The 14,410-nt window shown below is 42.6% G+C and carries 12 protein-coding genes; 10 read left to right on the forward strand and 2 right to left on the reverse strand.

Annotation, left to right across the window (positions count from 1 at the left end):
* Positions 1-33 precede the first annotated feature (33 nt).
* Positions 34-1,170 (reverse strand): AI-2E family transporter, encoded by a 1,137-nt coding sequence (locus tag ACFSRY_RS16460; protein ID WP_377510256.1) that lies wholly within the window; start codon positions 1,168-1,170, stop codon positions 34-36.
* A gap of 342 nt (positions 1,171-1,512) precedes the next feature.
* Between ACFSRY_RS16460 and ACFSRY_RS16465 the strand changes: the two genes are divergently transcribed.
* The 9 genes from ACFSRY_RS16465 (at position 1,513) to ACFSRY_RS16505 (ending at position 12,814) form a co-directional block, all read left to right on the forward strand.
* Positions 1,513-3,375, forward strand: a complete 1,863-nt coding sequence (locus tag ACFSRY_RS16465; protein ID WP_377510259.1) for a DNA topoisomerase IV subunit B — start codon at positions 1,513-1,515, stop codon at positions 3,373-3,375.
* Positions 3,368-6,118: a DNA gyrase/topoisomerase IV subunit A gene (locus ACFSRY_RS16470; RefSeq protein ID WP_377510262.1), complete on the forward strand. Its 2,751-nt coding sequence runs from the start codon at positions 3,368-3,370 to the stop codon at positions 6,116-6,118. The genes ACFSRY_RS16465 and ACFSRY_RS16470 overlap by 8 nt, the downstream gene beginning before the upstream one ends.
* Positions 6,119-6,181: 63 nt before the next feature.
* Positions 6,182-6,967: a hypothetical protein gene (locus ACFSRY_RS16475; protein ID WP_377510265.1), complete on the forward strand. Its 786-nt coding sequence runs from the start codon at positions 6,182-6,184 to the stop codon at positions 6,965-6,967.
* 159 nt (positions 6,968-7,126) lie between these two features.
* A complete protein-coding gene (locus tag ACFSRY_RS16480) occupies positions 7,127-8,212 on the forward strand; it encodes a tetratricopeptide repeat protein (protein ID WP_377510268.1) in 1,086 nt (361 codons plus the stop codon).
* Between the two features lie 6 nt (positions 8,213-8,218).
* Positions 8,219-10,156: a threonine--tRNA ligase gene (thrS, locus tag ACFSRY_RS16485; RefSeq protein ID WP_377510271.1), complete on the forward strand. Its 1,938-nt coding sequence runs from the start codon at positions 8,219-8,221 to the stop codon at positions 10,154-10,156.
* 121 nt (positions 10,157-10,277) lie between these two features.
* Positions 10,278-10,802 (forward strand): translation initiation factor IF-3, encoded by a 525-nt coding sequence (infC, locus tag ACFSRY_RS16490; protein ID WP_377510274.1) that lies wholly within the window; start codon positions 10,278-10,280, stop codon positions 10,800-10,802.
* Between the two features lie 23 nt (positions 10,803-10,825).
* Entirely contained in the window at positions 10,826-11,020 is a 195-nt protein-coding gene (gene rpmI / locus ACFSRY_RS16495) for a 50S ribosomal protein L35 (RefSeq protein ID WP_241642560.1), read from the forward strand.
* Between the two features lie 87 nt (positions 11,021-11,107).
* Positions 11,108-11,452, forward strand: coding sequence for a 50S ribosomal protein L20 (gene rplT / locus ACFSRY_RS16500; RefSeq protein WP_219878369.1), 345 nt, complete (start codon positions 11,108-11,110; stop codon positions 11,450-11,452).
* 204 nt (positions 11,453-11,656) lie between these two features.
* Positions 11,657-12,814 carry an iron-containing alcohol dehydrogenase gene (locus ACFSRY_RS16505; RefSeq protein ID WP_377510279.1) on the forward strand — a complete coding sequence of 386 codons (1,158 nt, stop codon included), beginning with the start codon at positions 11,657-11,659 and terminating at the stop codon, positions 12,812-12,814.
* 71 nt (positions 12,815-12,885) lie between these two features.
* On the opposite strand, the gene ACFSRY_RS16510 is transcribed toward ACFSRY_RS16505, so the two are convergent.
* Positions 12,886-13,512 (reverse strand): TetR/AcrR family transcriptional regulator, encoded by a 627-nt coding sequence (locus tag ACFSRY_RS16510; RefSeq protein ID WP_377510282.1) that lies wholly within the window; start codon positions 13,510-13,512, stop codon positions 12,886-12,888.
* A gap of 550 nt (positions 13,513-14,062) precedes the next feature.
* On the opposite strand from ACFSRY_RS16510, the gene ACFSRY_RS16515 reads away from it, so the two are divergent.
* Positions 14,063-14,308 carry a hypothetical protein gene (locus ACFSRY_RS16515; RefSeq protein ID WP_377510285.1) on the forward strand — a complete coding sequence of 82 codons (246 nt, stop codon included), beginning with the start codon at positions 14,063-14,065 and terminating at the stop codon, positions 14,306-14,308.
* Positions 14,309-14,410: the final 102 nt, after the last annotated feature.

A 14,410-nucleotide genomic window follows, 5' to 3' on the forward strand; every position in this document is an offset into this window, starting at 1 on the left:
CTGCTTAACCGTTAGCACGAATATTTTTAGCATTTATTCGTTTTCCTTCTTATTGCTATGCCAGATACCGTTCCACACTTCATTAAACCAGGTACTTATGCGACCTGGCTTTTTATGATTTACCTCATCAATGTCAGCGAGTAGAAAACCAAAAGGAGAAAGAGGCGGATAAGCATCAAAAACTACCTTTAGCATGGCAATGAAGGGAATAGAAAGTATCATGCCGGCTGCTCCCCAGATTTCGCCACCTATAAGTAACGCCACAATGGCTGCAAAAGGATTAATACTTACTTTGGAGCCTACCACAAAAGGGGTGATGAAATTGCCCTCCAAAAACTGCACGAACATAAAGACGGCCACTACAAGCACAGCATCGATCAGATGACCGGTGGTTGCCAGCGTAAATAAAGCCGGAACAAAAGCACCAATAAGAATTCCGATGTAAGGGATGATGGTTAGGATAGAAGCGAACACTCCAAAGAAAACAGCATACTTGACTCCCAAGAGCAGCAGGCCGGCAGAATTTAATAACGCTACTATAAAAATAACGATCATTAAACCTGAAATATAGCTCTGGACAACGTGCTGTATGGTTACTACGGTTTGAATCAAGCCACCCCGTCTGTCTTTGGTTACAAACTTGAACAGGAACTGCTCCAGGTGATCCCGGTAGTATAGAAAGCAGAATACAAAAATGGGGATTATGGTAAATGCTGCCAGTGCACCGGTTGTCATAGAGATGGTGCTGCCCAGGAAATTAGTGGTTATGTTTTGCAAGCTTCCTATAGCATTTCGGATCAGCACAGAACGGTCAGAAGGTTCTACCCCAAACTTCACATAAAGGTAGTCCTGCACTTTGTCCACCAGGTCGCCCATGTTTTGGCCTATGGTATCTAACTCTGAAGTAAGGCTGATCAGCTGCATGGACAGGAACCATACAACAGTTCCCAGAACTGATACAACTAAAATGATACAGAAAAAAATAGCTAAAGGCCGAGGTATGCGAAAACGCTCCATGTCCCTTGCAAGTGGAAGCAGCAATAAAGAAAAAAGCAAAGCAAAGGCTAAGGGAACGAGTACAGATTTAAAAGCCTGTAGAAGCCACACCAGCAAAATGATGCCGAGTATTATGATAACAAATTTGAAGTACTGGGGCAGTTTTATTTCCATTTATAATTTTGATACTCAGTAAAGCAGCTGTTTCAGGAGCGAAAGTAAGTAAAAGTACTGCTTAATTAATAGAAGTTTTTATATATTGTTTTGCTAAAAAAATTGGCTTTCTTTATCAGTATTAACCTTGTTTTTTATGAACCAGAGCATTAATTTTATGGTTCTATAGCTGTGAAAAAGATACAGCCTCAGGACCAGTCATATATTTACTAATAAATTTAGCAAGCAACTTCCTTGCATTGGGATTTGTTCTGGTCAGGAACTAAATGTTGCGCTGTGTCGCTTTTATTTTTTTATCTTTCCGATTGATTTTACCTAAACAACTACACTTACGCTTACAGAATGGCAGAGTTAGAGCATAATTACACTGAAGATAGTATCAGGTCACTTGAACCCCGTGAGCACATCAGGCTGAGACCTGGTATGTACATTGGTAAACTTGGAGATGGTTCCTCATCAGACGATGGTATTTACATCCTGGTAAAAGAAGTGGTCGATAACTCTATCGATGAACATGTTATGGGATTTGGTAAGACCATTGACATAAAGATTTCTGACCATAAGGTACAGGTTAGGGACTATGGCCGTGGTATTCCGCTGGGTAAGGTGATCGACTGCGTTAGTAAAATCAACACAGGAGGTAAGTATGACAGCAAAGCTTTCCAGAAGTCTGTTGGTTTGAACGGGGTTGGTACAAAGGCGGTAAATGCCTTATCCAGTTATTTCCGTATTCAATCAGTACGTGAGGGCAAGGTGAAGGCTGCTGAATTTGAGAGAGGCGTATTGACTGATGATATCGAGGTTCAGGATACTTCGCAGCGAAATGGTACGCTAACTATCTTCACCCCGGACGACACTATCTTCAAAAATTACCAGTTCAATCCGGATTACCTGGAGAACCAGATATGGAACTACGTTTACCTAAACGCTGGCCTGACAATCAATTTCAATGGTAAAAAATATTACTCTGAGAACGGACTACTTGACCTCCTGCGGAACAAAGCAGACGAGGAGAGTATGCGGTACCCGATCATTCACTTAAAAGGAGATGACATTGAACTGGCGCTTACACATGGGAATGACTACGGTGAAGAGTATTATTCTTTTGTGAACGGACAGTATACTACAATGGGTGGTACGCACCTGGCGGCTTTCCGAGAGGCTGTAGTGAAAACAGTGCGTGATTTCTATAAAAAGGATTTTGATGCCACAGATATACGTGGTTCTATCGTAGGTGCTATTTCCCTGCGGGTACAGGAGCCGGTGTTTGAATCGCAGACCAAGACAAAATTGGGCTCCATAGAAATGGGACCTGAAGGACCTGCTGTTCGCGCCTTTATCAATGACTTTGTAAAGGAGCACCTTGATAACTACCTGCACAAGAATCCGGCTACGGCAGAAGCCCTGCTGAAGCGCATCATGCAAAGTGAGCGTGAGCGTAAGGATATGGCCGGTGTTAAAAAGCTGGCTAACCAGCGCGCTAAAAAAGCAAATCTGCACAACCGCAAACTGCGCGATTGCCGACTGCACTTTACTGAAGATAAGGACGAGCGCAACTTGCTTACCACACTCTTTATCACAGAGGGTGATTCAGCGAGTGGCTCCATCACGAAATCCCGTAATGTGGATACAGAGGCTGTTTTCAGCTTAAGAGGTAAGCCTTTAAACTGCTATGGCCTGAAGAAAAAAGTAGTGTATGAGAACGAGGAATTCAACCTGTTGCAGCATGCCCTAAATATTGAGGAAGGGCTCGATGGGCTGCGCTATAACCGTGTGGTGATTGCTACCGATGCCGACGTGGACGGCATGCACATTCGCCTGCTGCTGCTTACTTTCTTCCTGCAGTTCTTTCCGGACTTGGTGAAAAACGGACACGTGTATATCCTGGAGACGCCACTTTTCCGTGTGCGCAATAAGAAGGAAACAATCTACTGCTACAACGAATCCGAAAAGCAGGAAGCTGTTCAGAAATTAGGAAAGAGACCGGAGATTACCCGATTCAAGGGTCTTGGAGAAATATCTCCGGATGAATTCGGCAAGTTTATTGGCGATAACATTAAGCTAAAGCCAGTGATCCTGCAGAAGGACACCACTATACAGAAAATACTGAGCTATTATATGGGCAAGAATACTCCTGAGCGCCAGAATTTCATTATAGATAATTTGAAGATTGAAAAAGACATAGTTGAAGAAATATATGCATAACGACGAACTGAATAACGAACTGGAAAGAGAAGACGATTTGCATGTTGAGTTTACAGATGGCGATGATGAGGTTATACATAATGTTACCCCCGTTGCCGGTCTTTATGAGAACTGGTTTCTTGACTATGCTTCTTACGTAATTCTGGAACGTGCTGTGCCAGCCATTGAAGATGGTCTGAAGCCAGTGCAGCGCCGCATTCTGCATGCGATGAAGGAGATGGACGATGGCCGCTTTAACAAAGTGGCTAACGTAATCGGACAAACTATGCAGTACCACCCACACGGTGATGCCTCTATTGGCGATGCCATGGTAAACCTGGGTCAGAAGGATCTTTTGATTGAGACGCAGGGAAACTGGGGTGACGTGCGTACAGGAGACAGTGCTGCGGCGCCTCGTTATATAGAGGCACGTCTTTCTAAGTTTGCTTTGGATGTGGTGTTTAATCCACAGACAACCTTGTGGCAGCTTAGCTACGACGGACGAAAAAATGAGCCGGTTACACTGCCTGTTAAATTTCCGCTGTTGCTTGCGCAAGGTGTAGAAGGTATTGCTGTAGGCTTGTCTACTAAGATCATGCCGCACAACTTCAAGGAGCTTATCAAAGGTTCTATAGATGTACTGAAAGGCCGTAGCACTGTTTTACTGCCAGACTTCCCGAATGGTGGACAGGTTGATGTGACGAACTATAACACTGGTATGCGTGGTGGAAAAATCCGTGTGCGTGCCACCATTGAGAAGGTAGATAAGACCATGCTCATTATCCGTGACGTACCATATGGCGTCACTACTACTGGTCTGATGGAGTCAATCGTGAAGGCGAGCGAGAACAACAAGATCAAAATTAAAAAAGTAATAGATAATACTGCTGCTGATGTGGAGATACAGGTGCACCTGCCTTCCGGTGTATCCCCTGATCTTACCATGGATGCACTTTATGCTTTCACGGATTGTGAAGTTTCCATCTCCCCTAACACCTGTGTTATCATAGATGATAAGCCTCACTTCATGAGTGTGGATGAACTGCTGCGGATTTCAACATTTAAAACTGTTGATCTTCTGAAGCGTGAGCTGGAGATTCGTAAAGCTGAGCTGGAAGATAAATGGCATTACTCTTCTTTGGAAAAGATCTTTATTGAAAACCGTATCTATCGCGATATCGAAGAGTGCGAGACCTGGGAAGCTGTACTGCAAGCTATTGATAAAGGCTTAGATCCATTCAAGAAGCTTTTACGCCGTGAAGTGACAGAAGAGGATATTATTCGCCTTACAGAAATCAAGATTAAGCGAATATCTAAGTTCGACTCTTTTAAAGCGGATGAGTATATCAAGAAGCTGGAGGAGGAGATGGCAGAGGTTGATGATCACCTGGCCAACCTGATCCGTTACGCTATAGCTTATTTTGAGGGGCTGCTTAAAAAGTATGGACAAGGCCGTGACCGTAAAACACAGATAAAGACGTTTGATGTTATTACGGCGCAGAAGGTGGCTATTGCTAACCAGAAGCTGTACATGAACGCGAAAGATGGTTTTATTGGTACCAGCCTCCGCAAAGATGAATTTGTGTGCGACTGCTCTGATATGGACGATATAATTGTGTTCCGTAAAGACGGCAAGTTTACCGTAACAAAAGTCGCAGACAAGACTTTTGTAGGCAAGGATATTGTCATGGCCGGCGTTTATAATAAGAACGATGAGCACATGGTGTATAACATGATCTATGTCGACGGTAAAACCGGTGTTTCGTTCGCAAAGCGATTTGCTGTGAAGTCCATTACCCGCGATAAGGAATACGATCTGACAAAAGGAAACAAGGGATCAAAAGTTCATTACCTGACTGCTAACCCAAACTCAGAATCGGAGGTGGTAACCATAACGCTTGCTCCACAGTCTACTGCGCGAAATAAGGTTTTTGATTATGACTTTGCAGAGCTGATGATCAAGGGCAAAGGCTCAAACGGTAATATTGTTACTAAATATCCTGTGAAGAAGGTGGTTCAGAAGAGCCTTGGTGATTCAACGCTTGGTGGCCGTGAGATCTATTATGATGAGGTAATCGGAAGATTAAATACCGAGGCTCGTGGACGTTACCTGGGGTCTTTCAACACAGAGGATACGATATTGGTGATCTACGAAGATGGTAGCTATGAGCTCACTTCGTTCGATCTGGCGAATCATTATACTGTAGAGAAAATAAAGGTATTGCAGAAGTTTGAACCGGAGCTGGTAGTATCAGCAGTTTACTATGACGGTGAAAACAAGACTTACTATGTGAAGCGCTTTAAAATAGAGACAAGCACAGTAGGAAAACGCTTTACTTTTATTTCTGAGAGCAAGAACTCCAAGCTAGAGGCTGTTTCTACCCATCCTGAGCCGCTGGCAAGTATTAAGTATAAGATGAGTTTACGCGGTGAAAAGGAAACGGAGAAGTTGTTGTTGAGTGACTTTATCGATGTGAAAGGCTGGAAGGCAATGGGTAATAAGCTAAACTACTTTAAGATATATGATGTAGAGGTGCCGAAGATGGAGGTTGTTGAACAACCGCAGGAGGATAAGGGTAAGGTGAAGAAAGCTGCGTCCAAAAAAGCTCCGGTTACACTTCCATCAGAGCTGAAGGAGCTGGCTGAAGAAGCCGCTAAACTTAGCGGTACCCAACATCTGGATGCTGAAAGCGTAGAAGCAGGTATAGATGAAGATCAGGAAAAGAAAGCCCTGAAAGAGAAAAAGCAGCTGGATCTGTTCTGATTCAGCTGAAGCCTCTCTTGCTTAAGTCTTATAATATCCGTAGATTGTTTGGTGTGTAAGTATATGAAAAGACTTTATAAAGCATATATCATTGTTTTTCTTCTTTGCGTGGCCTGTCCTGCCTTGAAGGCAGATGGTAGTTCATCAGAAAATGAAAAGCTACTGCAACAGGCCGAGAAATTGCTTAACAACTACAAGGATAGCGAAGCACTCCTGTTGTATGAACAGGTGATAGCTGCGTCTGCCACTAATTATGAAGCACTTTGCAAAGCCAGCTTTCTGCATAGCCGCATAGGAGACCGCTATTCAGACGAAACCCGAAAACTTAAGCATTTTAATAAAGCGAGGCAGTATGCTGAAATGGCATATGAGCTTGACCCATCGGATGCTGAGGCTAACTATGTTATGGCACTCGCTTTAAGCAGCCAGGCAATGGTGTCAGGGCCAAAAGACAGGCTCACTGGTATCAATGAAGTGAAATCGTTCTTAGATGCTGCTTTAAATAATAATAGCGAGCATGCTGGCGCTTGGCATATACTTGGTCGTTGGTACTTTAAAATGGCAAATCTGAATTTTGCTGAAAAAGCCGCATCAAAGTTCTTTTTTGGGGGATTGTGTGAAGTGGTGACAAACAAGAATGCAGCTGATGCCATGGAGAATGCAATAAAGTTCGAACCAAATAACATCAGGTACCATTACGACTTGGCGAGCATCTATAACGAAATGAATGATACAACAGCCTGTATAACTATATTGGAGAAAGCTGTAACCCTTAACCTTGAAACGAAGGAAGAACTAGAGCTTAGCAGGCGATGCAAAATAATGCTTCAGGAGAAGAAGAAACGCTGAGGCATCATACATGTACAAAATAAAAGCCTGCTCCCTTAATGGTTGCAGGCTTTTATTTTGTACATGTATGATGCCATGTGTAAGAGGGGTGTGTCTAATTGGGGAAAATGTCTTAATTTAGCGCAAATAAGAGGGTACTCACGTGCAGAAGTTTCTTTTATGCCAGTAAAGAATGTCGTTTTAGGGTTTGTTATGTTTTCTTTGGTTCTTGCTGGTTGTGAGGCTGAAGAAGGTAAGCATGAGCAAATGGTAAACCTTAATGAGGTGAAGGAGGATACAGAAGGGCAGCTTAAGCATCTGAATGAGGCTATCAGAAAATCGAAACGGGATGGCAGCTTGTATACCCGAAGAGCTGTGGTCTTCTTGCGAAAAGGTGAATTGGAGGAAGCCTTAGCAGACGCAAATAAAGCAGTTAGTCTTACAAAGAATGACCCTTTCAGCCTTTTTATAAAGGCACAGATTTTGAGGGCCCTTAACAAGCCTGAAGAAGCATTACCTCTTGCGCTGCAGGCAGAGCGAAATTCCTTTCAAAGTAGTTCGCTCTATGTCTTGCTTGGTGAGTTATACCTGCAGCAGAAAGATTACCAGCAGGCCAGGGCTTACCTGGACAAGGCGCAGCAAATGTCTCCTTATGATGAGTTTGCCTTCTATTACAAAGGTAGACTGGCAGAAATCTCCAAAGATACGTCAAGGGCTATACGTAATTATAAGCTCGCTTTGGAGCAAGCGCCTGAGTTTATGGAGCCGCAACGCGAGTTGGCAGGGTTATATGTGGCAAAGGGGGACTATGTTACTGCGAAACCATATTTAATGCAGGCCCGGGAGAAGGCAGAGAAAGATGGGCTGGTGTGGTATTATACAGGTTTGCTATACCAGGGTGAGCAAAAGCAGGATAGTGCAGCCTATTCATTTGCTAAAGCCGTAGCCTTAACTGATACTTTACAAGAGGCTCATTACAAGCTGGGCTTGTTGAGGTATAACCAGGGAGATACAGATGCCTCGCTTAGGCACCTGGAGAAGGCAACCCGCTACAAGGGCAAGCCAGGGTATTTAATGACTCTTGCTGGTGCTTATGAAAGGAGCGGACAATATGATAAGTCTTTGCAGGCCTATCAGCACCTAGTGGCACTGGAGCCCAGAAATACTTATGGTAACCAGGCTGTAAGTAGGCTTAAGTATAAGATTGAAAAACCGTTGCCTGATACTACAAATGTAGTTCAGGAAGAGATAGAACAATTAGATTAACGATACATGATCAACATCACACTGCCAGATGGCTCCGTTCGCCAATATGATAAGGGCGTAACCAGCCTTGAGATCGCACAGAGTATAAGTGAAGGCTTAGCTAGAAATGTGCTTGCTGCTAAAGTAAACGACACTGTTTGGGACCTGACGCGTCCGATAGAGGCAGATGCTGCGGTACAGCTACTCACCTGGAATGATGACTTAGGTAAAAATACCTTCTGGCACTCTTCCGCTCACTTGTTAGCAGAAGCTCTGGAAGAGCTTTATCCTGGAGTGAAGTTTGGTATTGGTCCGCCAATAGAAAATGGTTTTTACTACGATGTTGATCTGGGGGAGAGGACTTTCTCGCAGGATGACTTTGCAAAAGTAGAGCAGAAAATGCTTGAGCTTGCCAGAAACAAGAGCGAGTATGTGCGCAGAGAAGTTTCTAAGGCCGAAGCTGTGGAGTTCTTCACCCAAAAAGGCGATGAGTACAAGCTTGACCTGATCAAAGATCTAGAAGATGGTACGATCACCTTCTATACACAAGGCAACTTCGTTGACCTTTGCCGCGGACCGCACCTGCCTAATACAGGCTCCATAAAAGCAGTTAAGCTGATGAATGTGGCCGGAGCTTACTGGAGAGGCGATGAGAGCAGCAAGCAGCTTACCCGTATCTATGGTGTTACTTTTCCGAAGCAAAAGGAACTGACAGAATACCTGGAGCGACTGGAGGAGGCTAAGAAGCGCGATCACCGTAAGCTGGGCAAAGAACTTGAGCTATTCGCTTTCTCTGAGAAAGTGGGGATGGGGCTTCCCCTGTGGTTGCCGAAAGGTACTTTGCTGCGTGAGCGCCTGGAGCAGTTCATGCGTAAGGCACAGGTAAAAGCCGGGTACCAGCCAGTCGTGACGCCTCATATCGGTAGCAAAGAGCTTTATGTTACTTCAGGCCATTATGAGAAGTATGGGGCTGATTCGTTCCAGCCGATTAAAACCCCAAATGAAGGGGAGGAGTTCTTCTTAAAACCGATGAACTGCCCTCACCACTGTGAGATCTATAAAACCCGTCCACGGTCTTATAAAGAGCTCCCAGTGCGCCTGGCGGAGTTTGGTACGGTGTACCGTTACGAACAAAGTGGTGAATTGCACGGTCTGACCCGCGTTCGTGGCTTTACCCAGGATGATGCCCACATCTTCTGTCGCCCTGATCAGGTGAAGGAGGAGTTTATCAAGGTAATAGACCTGGTACTTTATGTATTCAAGGCACTGGGCTTTGAAGACTATACAGCTCAGATATCTCTGCGTGACCCGAATAATAAGGCAAAGTACATCGGTGGCGATGAGGCCTGGGACAAAGCAGAAAGTGCTATTATTGAAGCTGCGGAGGAGAAAGGCTTAAGAACTGTAACCGAATTGGGTGAGGCTGCGTTTTACGGACCGAAGCTTGATTTTATGGTGAAGGATGCTCTTGGCCGTAAATGGCAGCTTGGAACTATACAAGTGGATTATCAGTTGCCTGAACGTTTCCAGTTGGAATACATTGGGGCTGATAATCAGAAACATCGTCCGGTTATGATTCACCGTGCGCCGTTTGGGTCACTTGAGCGTTTTGTGGCTGTTCTGATCGAGCACTGCGGTGGCAATTTCCCGCTTTGGCTGAGCCCTGAGCAATTTGCCATTTTGCCGATCTCTGAAAAATATCATGATTTTGCACAGGAAGTATACAACCGCCTGCAAGAGGAGGATATCAGAGGTTTTGTCGATAACCGAGATGAGAAGATTGGCCGTAAGATACGTGATGCAGAGGTACGTAAAGTGCCGTATATGCTGGTTGTTGGGGAGAAAGAGCAGGAGAACAAATCAGTATCGGTACGTAAGCACGGTGAAGGAGACTTAGGCTCCATGACAGTTGATGATTACATCAACTTGTTTAAGAGCAAAATAGCTGAGACACTGAATAATTAAGAAGATTATTTTCTTTTTGATAGATAAATTGCGATATTCGCACCCTAATTGTAATAACTTTTAAAATTAAGGAGGTACAACCATAGCAACGCCAAACAAGCGCTACATCCCACGCGGAAAGGTGGAGGAGCCATACAAAGTCAACGATAAAATAACTGCCAGAGAAGTAAGAGTAGTTGGTGACAATGTTGAGCAAGGAGTATACTCAACAAGAGATGCTCAGAAGATGGCAAATGAGCAGAATCTTGACCTGGTTGAGATTTCACCAACAGCCAACCCACCTGTATGCCGTATCATCGACTACTCGAAATTCAAATACGAGCAGAAGAAGAAAACGCGGGAGATGAAGGCGAAAGCTCAGAAAGTTGTGATTAAAGAAATTCGTTTCGGTCCTAACACGGATGATCATGATTTTGAGTTTAAGTTGAAGCATGCCAAGTCTTTCCTGGAGAGTGGCTATAAGATTAAATCTTATGTTCACTTCGTGGGTAGAACCATTGTGTTCAAGGAAAGAGGAGAGATCCTGTTGCTTAAATTCGCCCAGGCGCTCGAGGATTTAGCGAAAGTTGAGCAACTGCCTAAACTGGAAGGTAAAAGAATGTTCTTGATTCTGGCACCGAAAGTGGCACCTGCAACCAAAGGTTAATTTTTTCAATCAATTATATAATCATGCCAAAAGTAAAAACTAAATCTGGTGCAAAGAAGCGTTTTTCTTTGACAGGTACTGGCAAAATTAAGCGTAAGCACGCTTACAAGAGCCACATCCTGACCAAGAAAACGACTAAGCAGAAGCGTAACCTTACTCACATCGGCCTTGTTAGCTCAGCTGACACTGACAGAGTAAAAGCAATGCTTAACATTTAATTATTTTAGGTTAACTATTAGTACGAACCCAGTGCCTGGTCTTTTTGAAGATTAAACATAATCACCAGTCGCTAAAACTTTAAAGAAATGCCAAGATCGGTAAACGTCGTTGCAGCACGACACAGAAGAAAGAAAATGATGAAGATGGCCAAAGGTTACTTTGGTCGTCGTAAGAACGTTTGGACGGTAGCTAAAAATGCTATCGAAAAAGGTTTAGTTTACGCTTATCGTGATAGAAAAGCTAAGAAGAGAGACTTCAGAGCTTTATGGATCCAGCGTATCAACGCAGGTGCTCGTGAGCACGGCATGTCTTACTCTCAGTTAATGGGCGCTCTTAAAAAAGCTAACATCGATTTGAACCGTAAAGTACTTGCTGACCTTGCCATGAACCACCCGGATGCGTTCAAAAGCATAGTTGATAAAGTAAAGTAATTTACTTTTAATATATAACGGAAGGGCTTAGCGTTTGCTAAGCCCTTTTTGTTTTAGGTGGCCTGGCGCAGGATGCACCTAAACTAAAACCCACACCTGTTGTTATACATACACTAATAAGAAAAAAGGAACCGTTAAAGGATTGAAAGGCTAATCATTTAATATTTCAAGCTCCCTTACTTCAATTAAATAAAATTAAACACTATGAACAATTTCACTTTTTATAACCCTGTTAAAATTCTTTTTGGGAAAGGACAAATAGCCTCAATCAAAAATGAGATACCTGCCAACGCACGTATCATGATGACATATGGCGGAGGCAGCATAAAGAAGAACGGGGTATATGAGCAGGTAAAAGAAGCTTTAAAGGATCACACTGTTCTGGAGTTTGAGGGCATTGAGCCTAATCCCCATTATGAAACACTAATGCAAGCTGTAGAAATCGCCAAACGCCACCAAATAGATTTTTTTCTGGCAGTTGGCGGAGGGTCAGTAATAGACGGTACTAAGTTTATTGTTGCAGCCATGAACTATGAAGGGGGAGATCCGTGGGAAATTCTTTCGATAAAAGCTCCTGTAACCAGTGCTGTTCCTTTTGGGGCCATACTAACTCTTCCTGCCACGGGCTCTGAAATGAATTCGGGATCAGTGATCACAAGAGTAGAAACGCAGGAGAAGCTGGCTTTCGGAAGCCCCTTTACTTTTCCAAAGTTTTCTGTGCTTGATCCTGAAACTACCTTTACTTTACCGCTTCGCCAGATCAGTAACGGCATTGTAGATGCTTATACCCATGTGCTGGAGCAATATCTTACATACCCTGTGAATGCACCTCTTCAGGACCGCATGGCAGAGTCTGTGCTGCTCACATTGAAGGAAGAGGGGCCTAAGGCGCTTCAGAACCCGCAGGACTATGATGTGATGGCTAACTTCATGTGGTGCGCTACAATGGCGTTAAATGGGGTTATAAGAGTTGGAGTGCCTACAGATTGGGCAACACACTATATTGCCCATGAGCTAACCGCCTTACATGGTATTGACCATGCCCGAACGTTGGCTGTCGTACTCCCTTCTTTGCTGCGATACAAGCAGGAAAGCAAGAAGGCAAAACTATTGCAATACGGAGAGCGGGTATGGGGGGTAAATGCCGGTACAGAAGATGAGCGTATTGAAGCAACCATCCAGGCTACTATAGCTTTCTTTGAGTCCTTGGATATTAGAACCAGGTTATCAGATTATGAAGTAGGCGAAGATACAGTTAAGGCCATTGTACAACGCTTCCATGAGAGGGGAGTTAAAGACCTCGGAGAGCGTTCTGATATCCAGATAGAGGATATTGAAGAAATTCTGATGAAGAGTATCTAAACAGATACAATACTGGGAAATAGTAATAGCAGTGTTCTTTCATTAAGCTGGAAAAGGACACTGCTATATACTTACAACACTGCTTTCTGCTCGCTTTTTGTGAGCACTCCGTTAAAGATTATACCTACTAATCCATCAAAAACAGAATCAGGAGTAGCAGGCATTTCATCTATAAGTACACGGGGCATTTGCCGCGTAAAATCAGGATTAAGAATTGTTTCAAGTGCGCTTGCGTATAAAAGTACTGCTAAGGGGCGGTTAACCTCCTTCCTGACAAATCCTTTTTGCAAACCTTCATCCAATAAAGAATTAAAACGTAAGAATGCTGCCTCAGCCTTATAAGCTTGTATCATTTGCCAGCTTCTAGGTGAATTTTCTTTGATATCTTTTACCAGCACAGGATTAATAGCGTGTAGTTTTGTAGCTACATACTGAAATACCTGGCTTACTTTCTCAGGAAAATTCAGCGCTTCATTTTTAATAATCATTTCCACACCTCCCTGTACTTCATTCTGATACTGCTCTATTACAATGTTCAGGAGCTCTTCTTTCCCTTCAAAATATAGATAAAGGGTCTTTTTGCTCATCCCTAACCCTTTGGCAATGTTAGCCATTAGTACTTTTGAATAACCATGAGCAAAGAAGAGCTTTCTTGCTTCTCTTACTATTCTCTCTTTTGGATCAATATCTGGTTTCATACATGCTTGGCTAAGGCTATAAAAGGTTAATTAAAAGACTAGAAAGTGTTCTTCAACATTTATTAAGGTAAAGATATTGTTAAAACAACGAAAACTTTAATTTTAAAATAATATCAGGCTAAAGTGATGTATTGAAAATGTTTATATATTATTTTATAAAAAATAAAACTTTAATTGTATTTTATAGTATTAATATTTAAATATAAAATTTGATATAGTATATCAAATTAACAAGCTCCTTAATTAGACCCTACTATCTTTAGTCAAGTAGAACTCACCCTGAATAGCTTTATCTGGATTTTGATTTACATAACTGGAAGCCTTAAAGATTAATATATAGGGTTTTCCGTATGAATTTGATATCCTGCTTTTATGAATTTTTCTATATTAATATTTGGCATTCTATAACATGTGCCTTATATTGCATTAAGCATTCTGGGAAAAAAGGCTTATCTAAGTGCAAAAGTGCGGGAGACGTTTGAATAGATAAATCTTAAAATTTTATTTGCTGGTATATTTTTTGGTAGATCTAATTTTTATCTTTTAGTTTATGGTAGACATCATCAATTTTGTAGCTCTTTCAGGTATTTTTAATGTTTTATTTTTCTGGTATGCTTCTACCAAAATGCAATCAAAACCTGATCCTATCAAAACCTTAATTGTCTCCTTTGTTTTTTCTATTCCTCTTAGCTTCCTGCTTATTGCTGTGTATACTACTATGTTGATTTATGCAGCAAAGACTGGATCTAGTGAAGATGCCATGTGGGAGTATATGGAACAGGAAGAGCTTCAATAGTATTTTTCTGTAGAAATATAATAAATAGAAAAAGCCGCCATTTATGGCGGCTTTTTCTATTGGAACAAAGTTTAATTAGTGGCTACCAGCACTGCTTCCTAT

Origin of the sequence: Pontibacter locisalis, from assembly GCF_042684605.1 — a bacterium.
Classification (GTDB): Bacteria; Bacteroidota; Bacteroidia; order Cytophagales; family Hymenobacteraceae; genus Pontibacter; species Pontibacter locisalis.

What these genes read in the sequence shown, in the direction of transcription:
- ACFSRY_RS16460 (WP_377510256.1), bottom strand. Translation starts at nt 1,170, where the DNA reads ATGGAAATAAAACTGCCCCAGTACTTCAAATTTGTTATCATAATACTC.
- ACFSRY_RS16465 (WP_377510259.1), top strand. Translation starts at nt 1,513, where the DNA reads ATGGCAGAGTTAGAGCATAATTACACTGAAGATAGTATCAGGTCACTT.
- ACFSRY_RS16470 (WP_377510262.1), top strand. Translation starts at nt 3,368, where the DNA reads ATGCATAACGACGAACTGAATAACGAACTGGAAAGAGAAGACGATTTG.
- ACFSRY_RS16475 (WP_377510265.1), top strand. Translation starts at nt 6,182, where the DNA reads ATGAAAAGACTTTATAAAGCATATATCATTGTTTTTCTTCTTTGCGTG.
- ACFSRY_RS16480 (WP_377510268.1), top strand. Translation starts at nt 7,127, where the DNA reads ATGCCAGTAAAGAATGTCGTTTTAGGGTTTGTTATGTTTTCTTTGGTT.
- thrS (WP_377510271.1), top strand. Translation starts at nt 8,219, where the DNA reads ATGATCAACATCACACTGCCAGATGGCTCCGTTCGCCAATATGATAAG.
- rpmI (WP_241642560.1), top strand. Translation starts at nt 10,826, where the DNA reads ATGCCAAAAGTAAAAACTAAATCTGGTGCAAAGAAGCGTTTTTCTTTG.
- rplT (WP_219878369.1), top strand. Translation starts at nt 11,108, where the DNA reads ATGCCAAGATCGGTAAACGTCGTTGCAGCACGACACAGAAGAAAGAAA.
- ACFSRY_RS16505 (WP_377510279.1), top strand. Translation starts at nt 11,657, where the DNA reads ATGAACAATTTCACTTTTTATAACCCTGTTAAAATTCTTTTTGGGAAA.
- ACFSRY_RS16510 (WP_377510282.1), bottom strand. Translation starts at nt 13,512, where the DNA reads ATGAAACCAGATATTGATCCAAAAGAGAGAATAGTAAGAGAAGCAAGA.
- ACFSRY_RS16515 (WP_377510285.1), top strand. Translation starts at nt 14,063, where the DNA reads ATGGTAGACATCATCAATTTTGTAGCTCTTTCAGGTATTTTTAATGTT.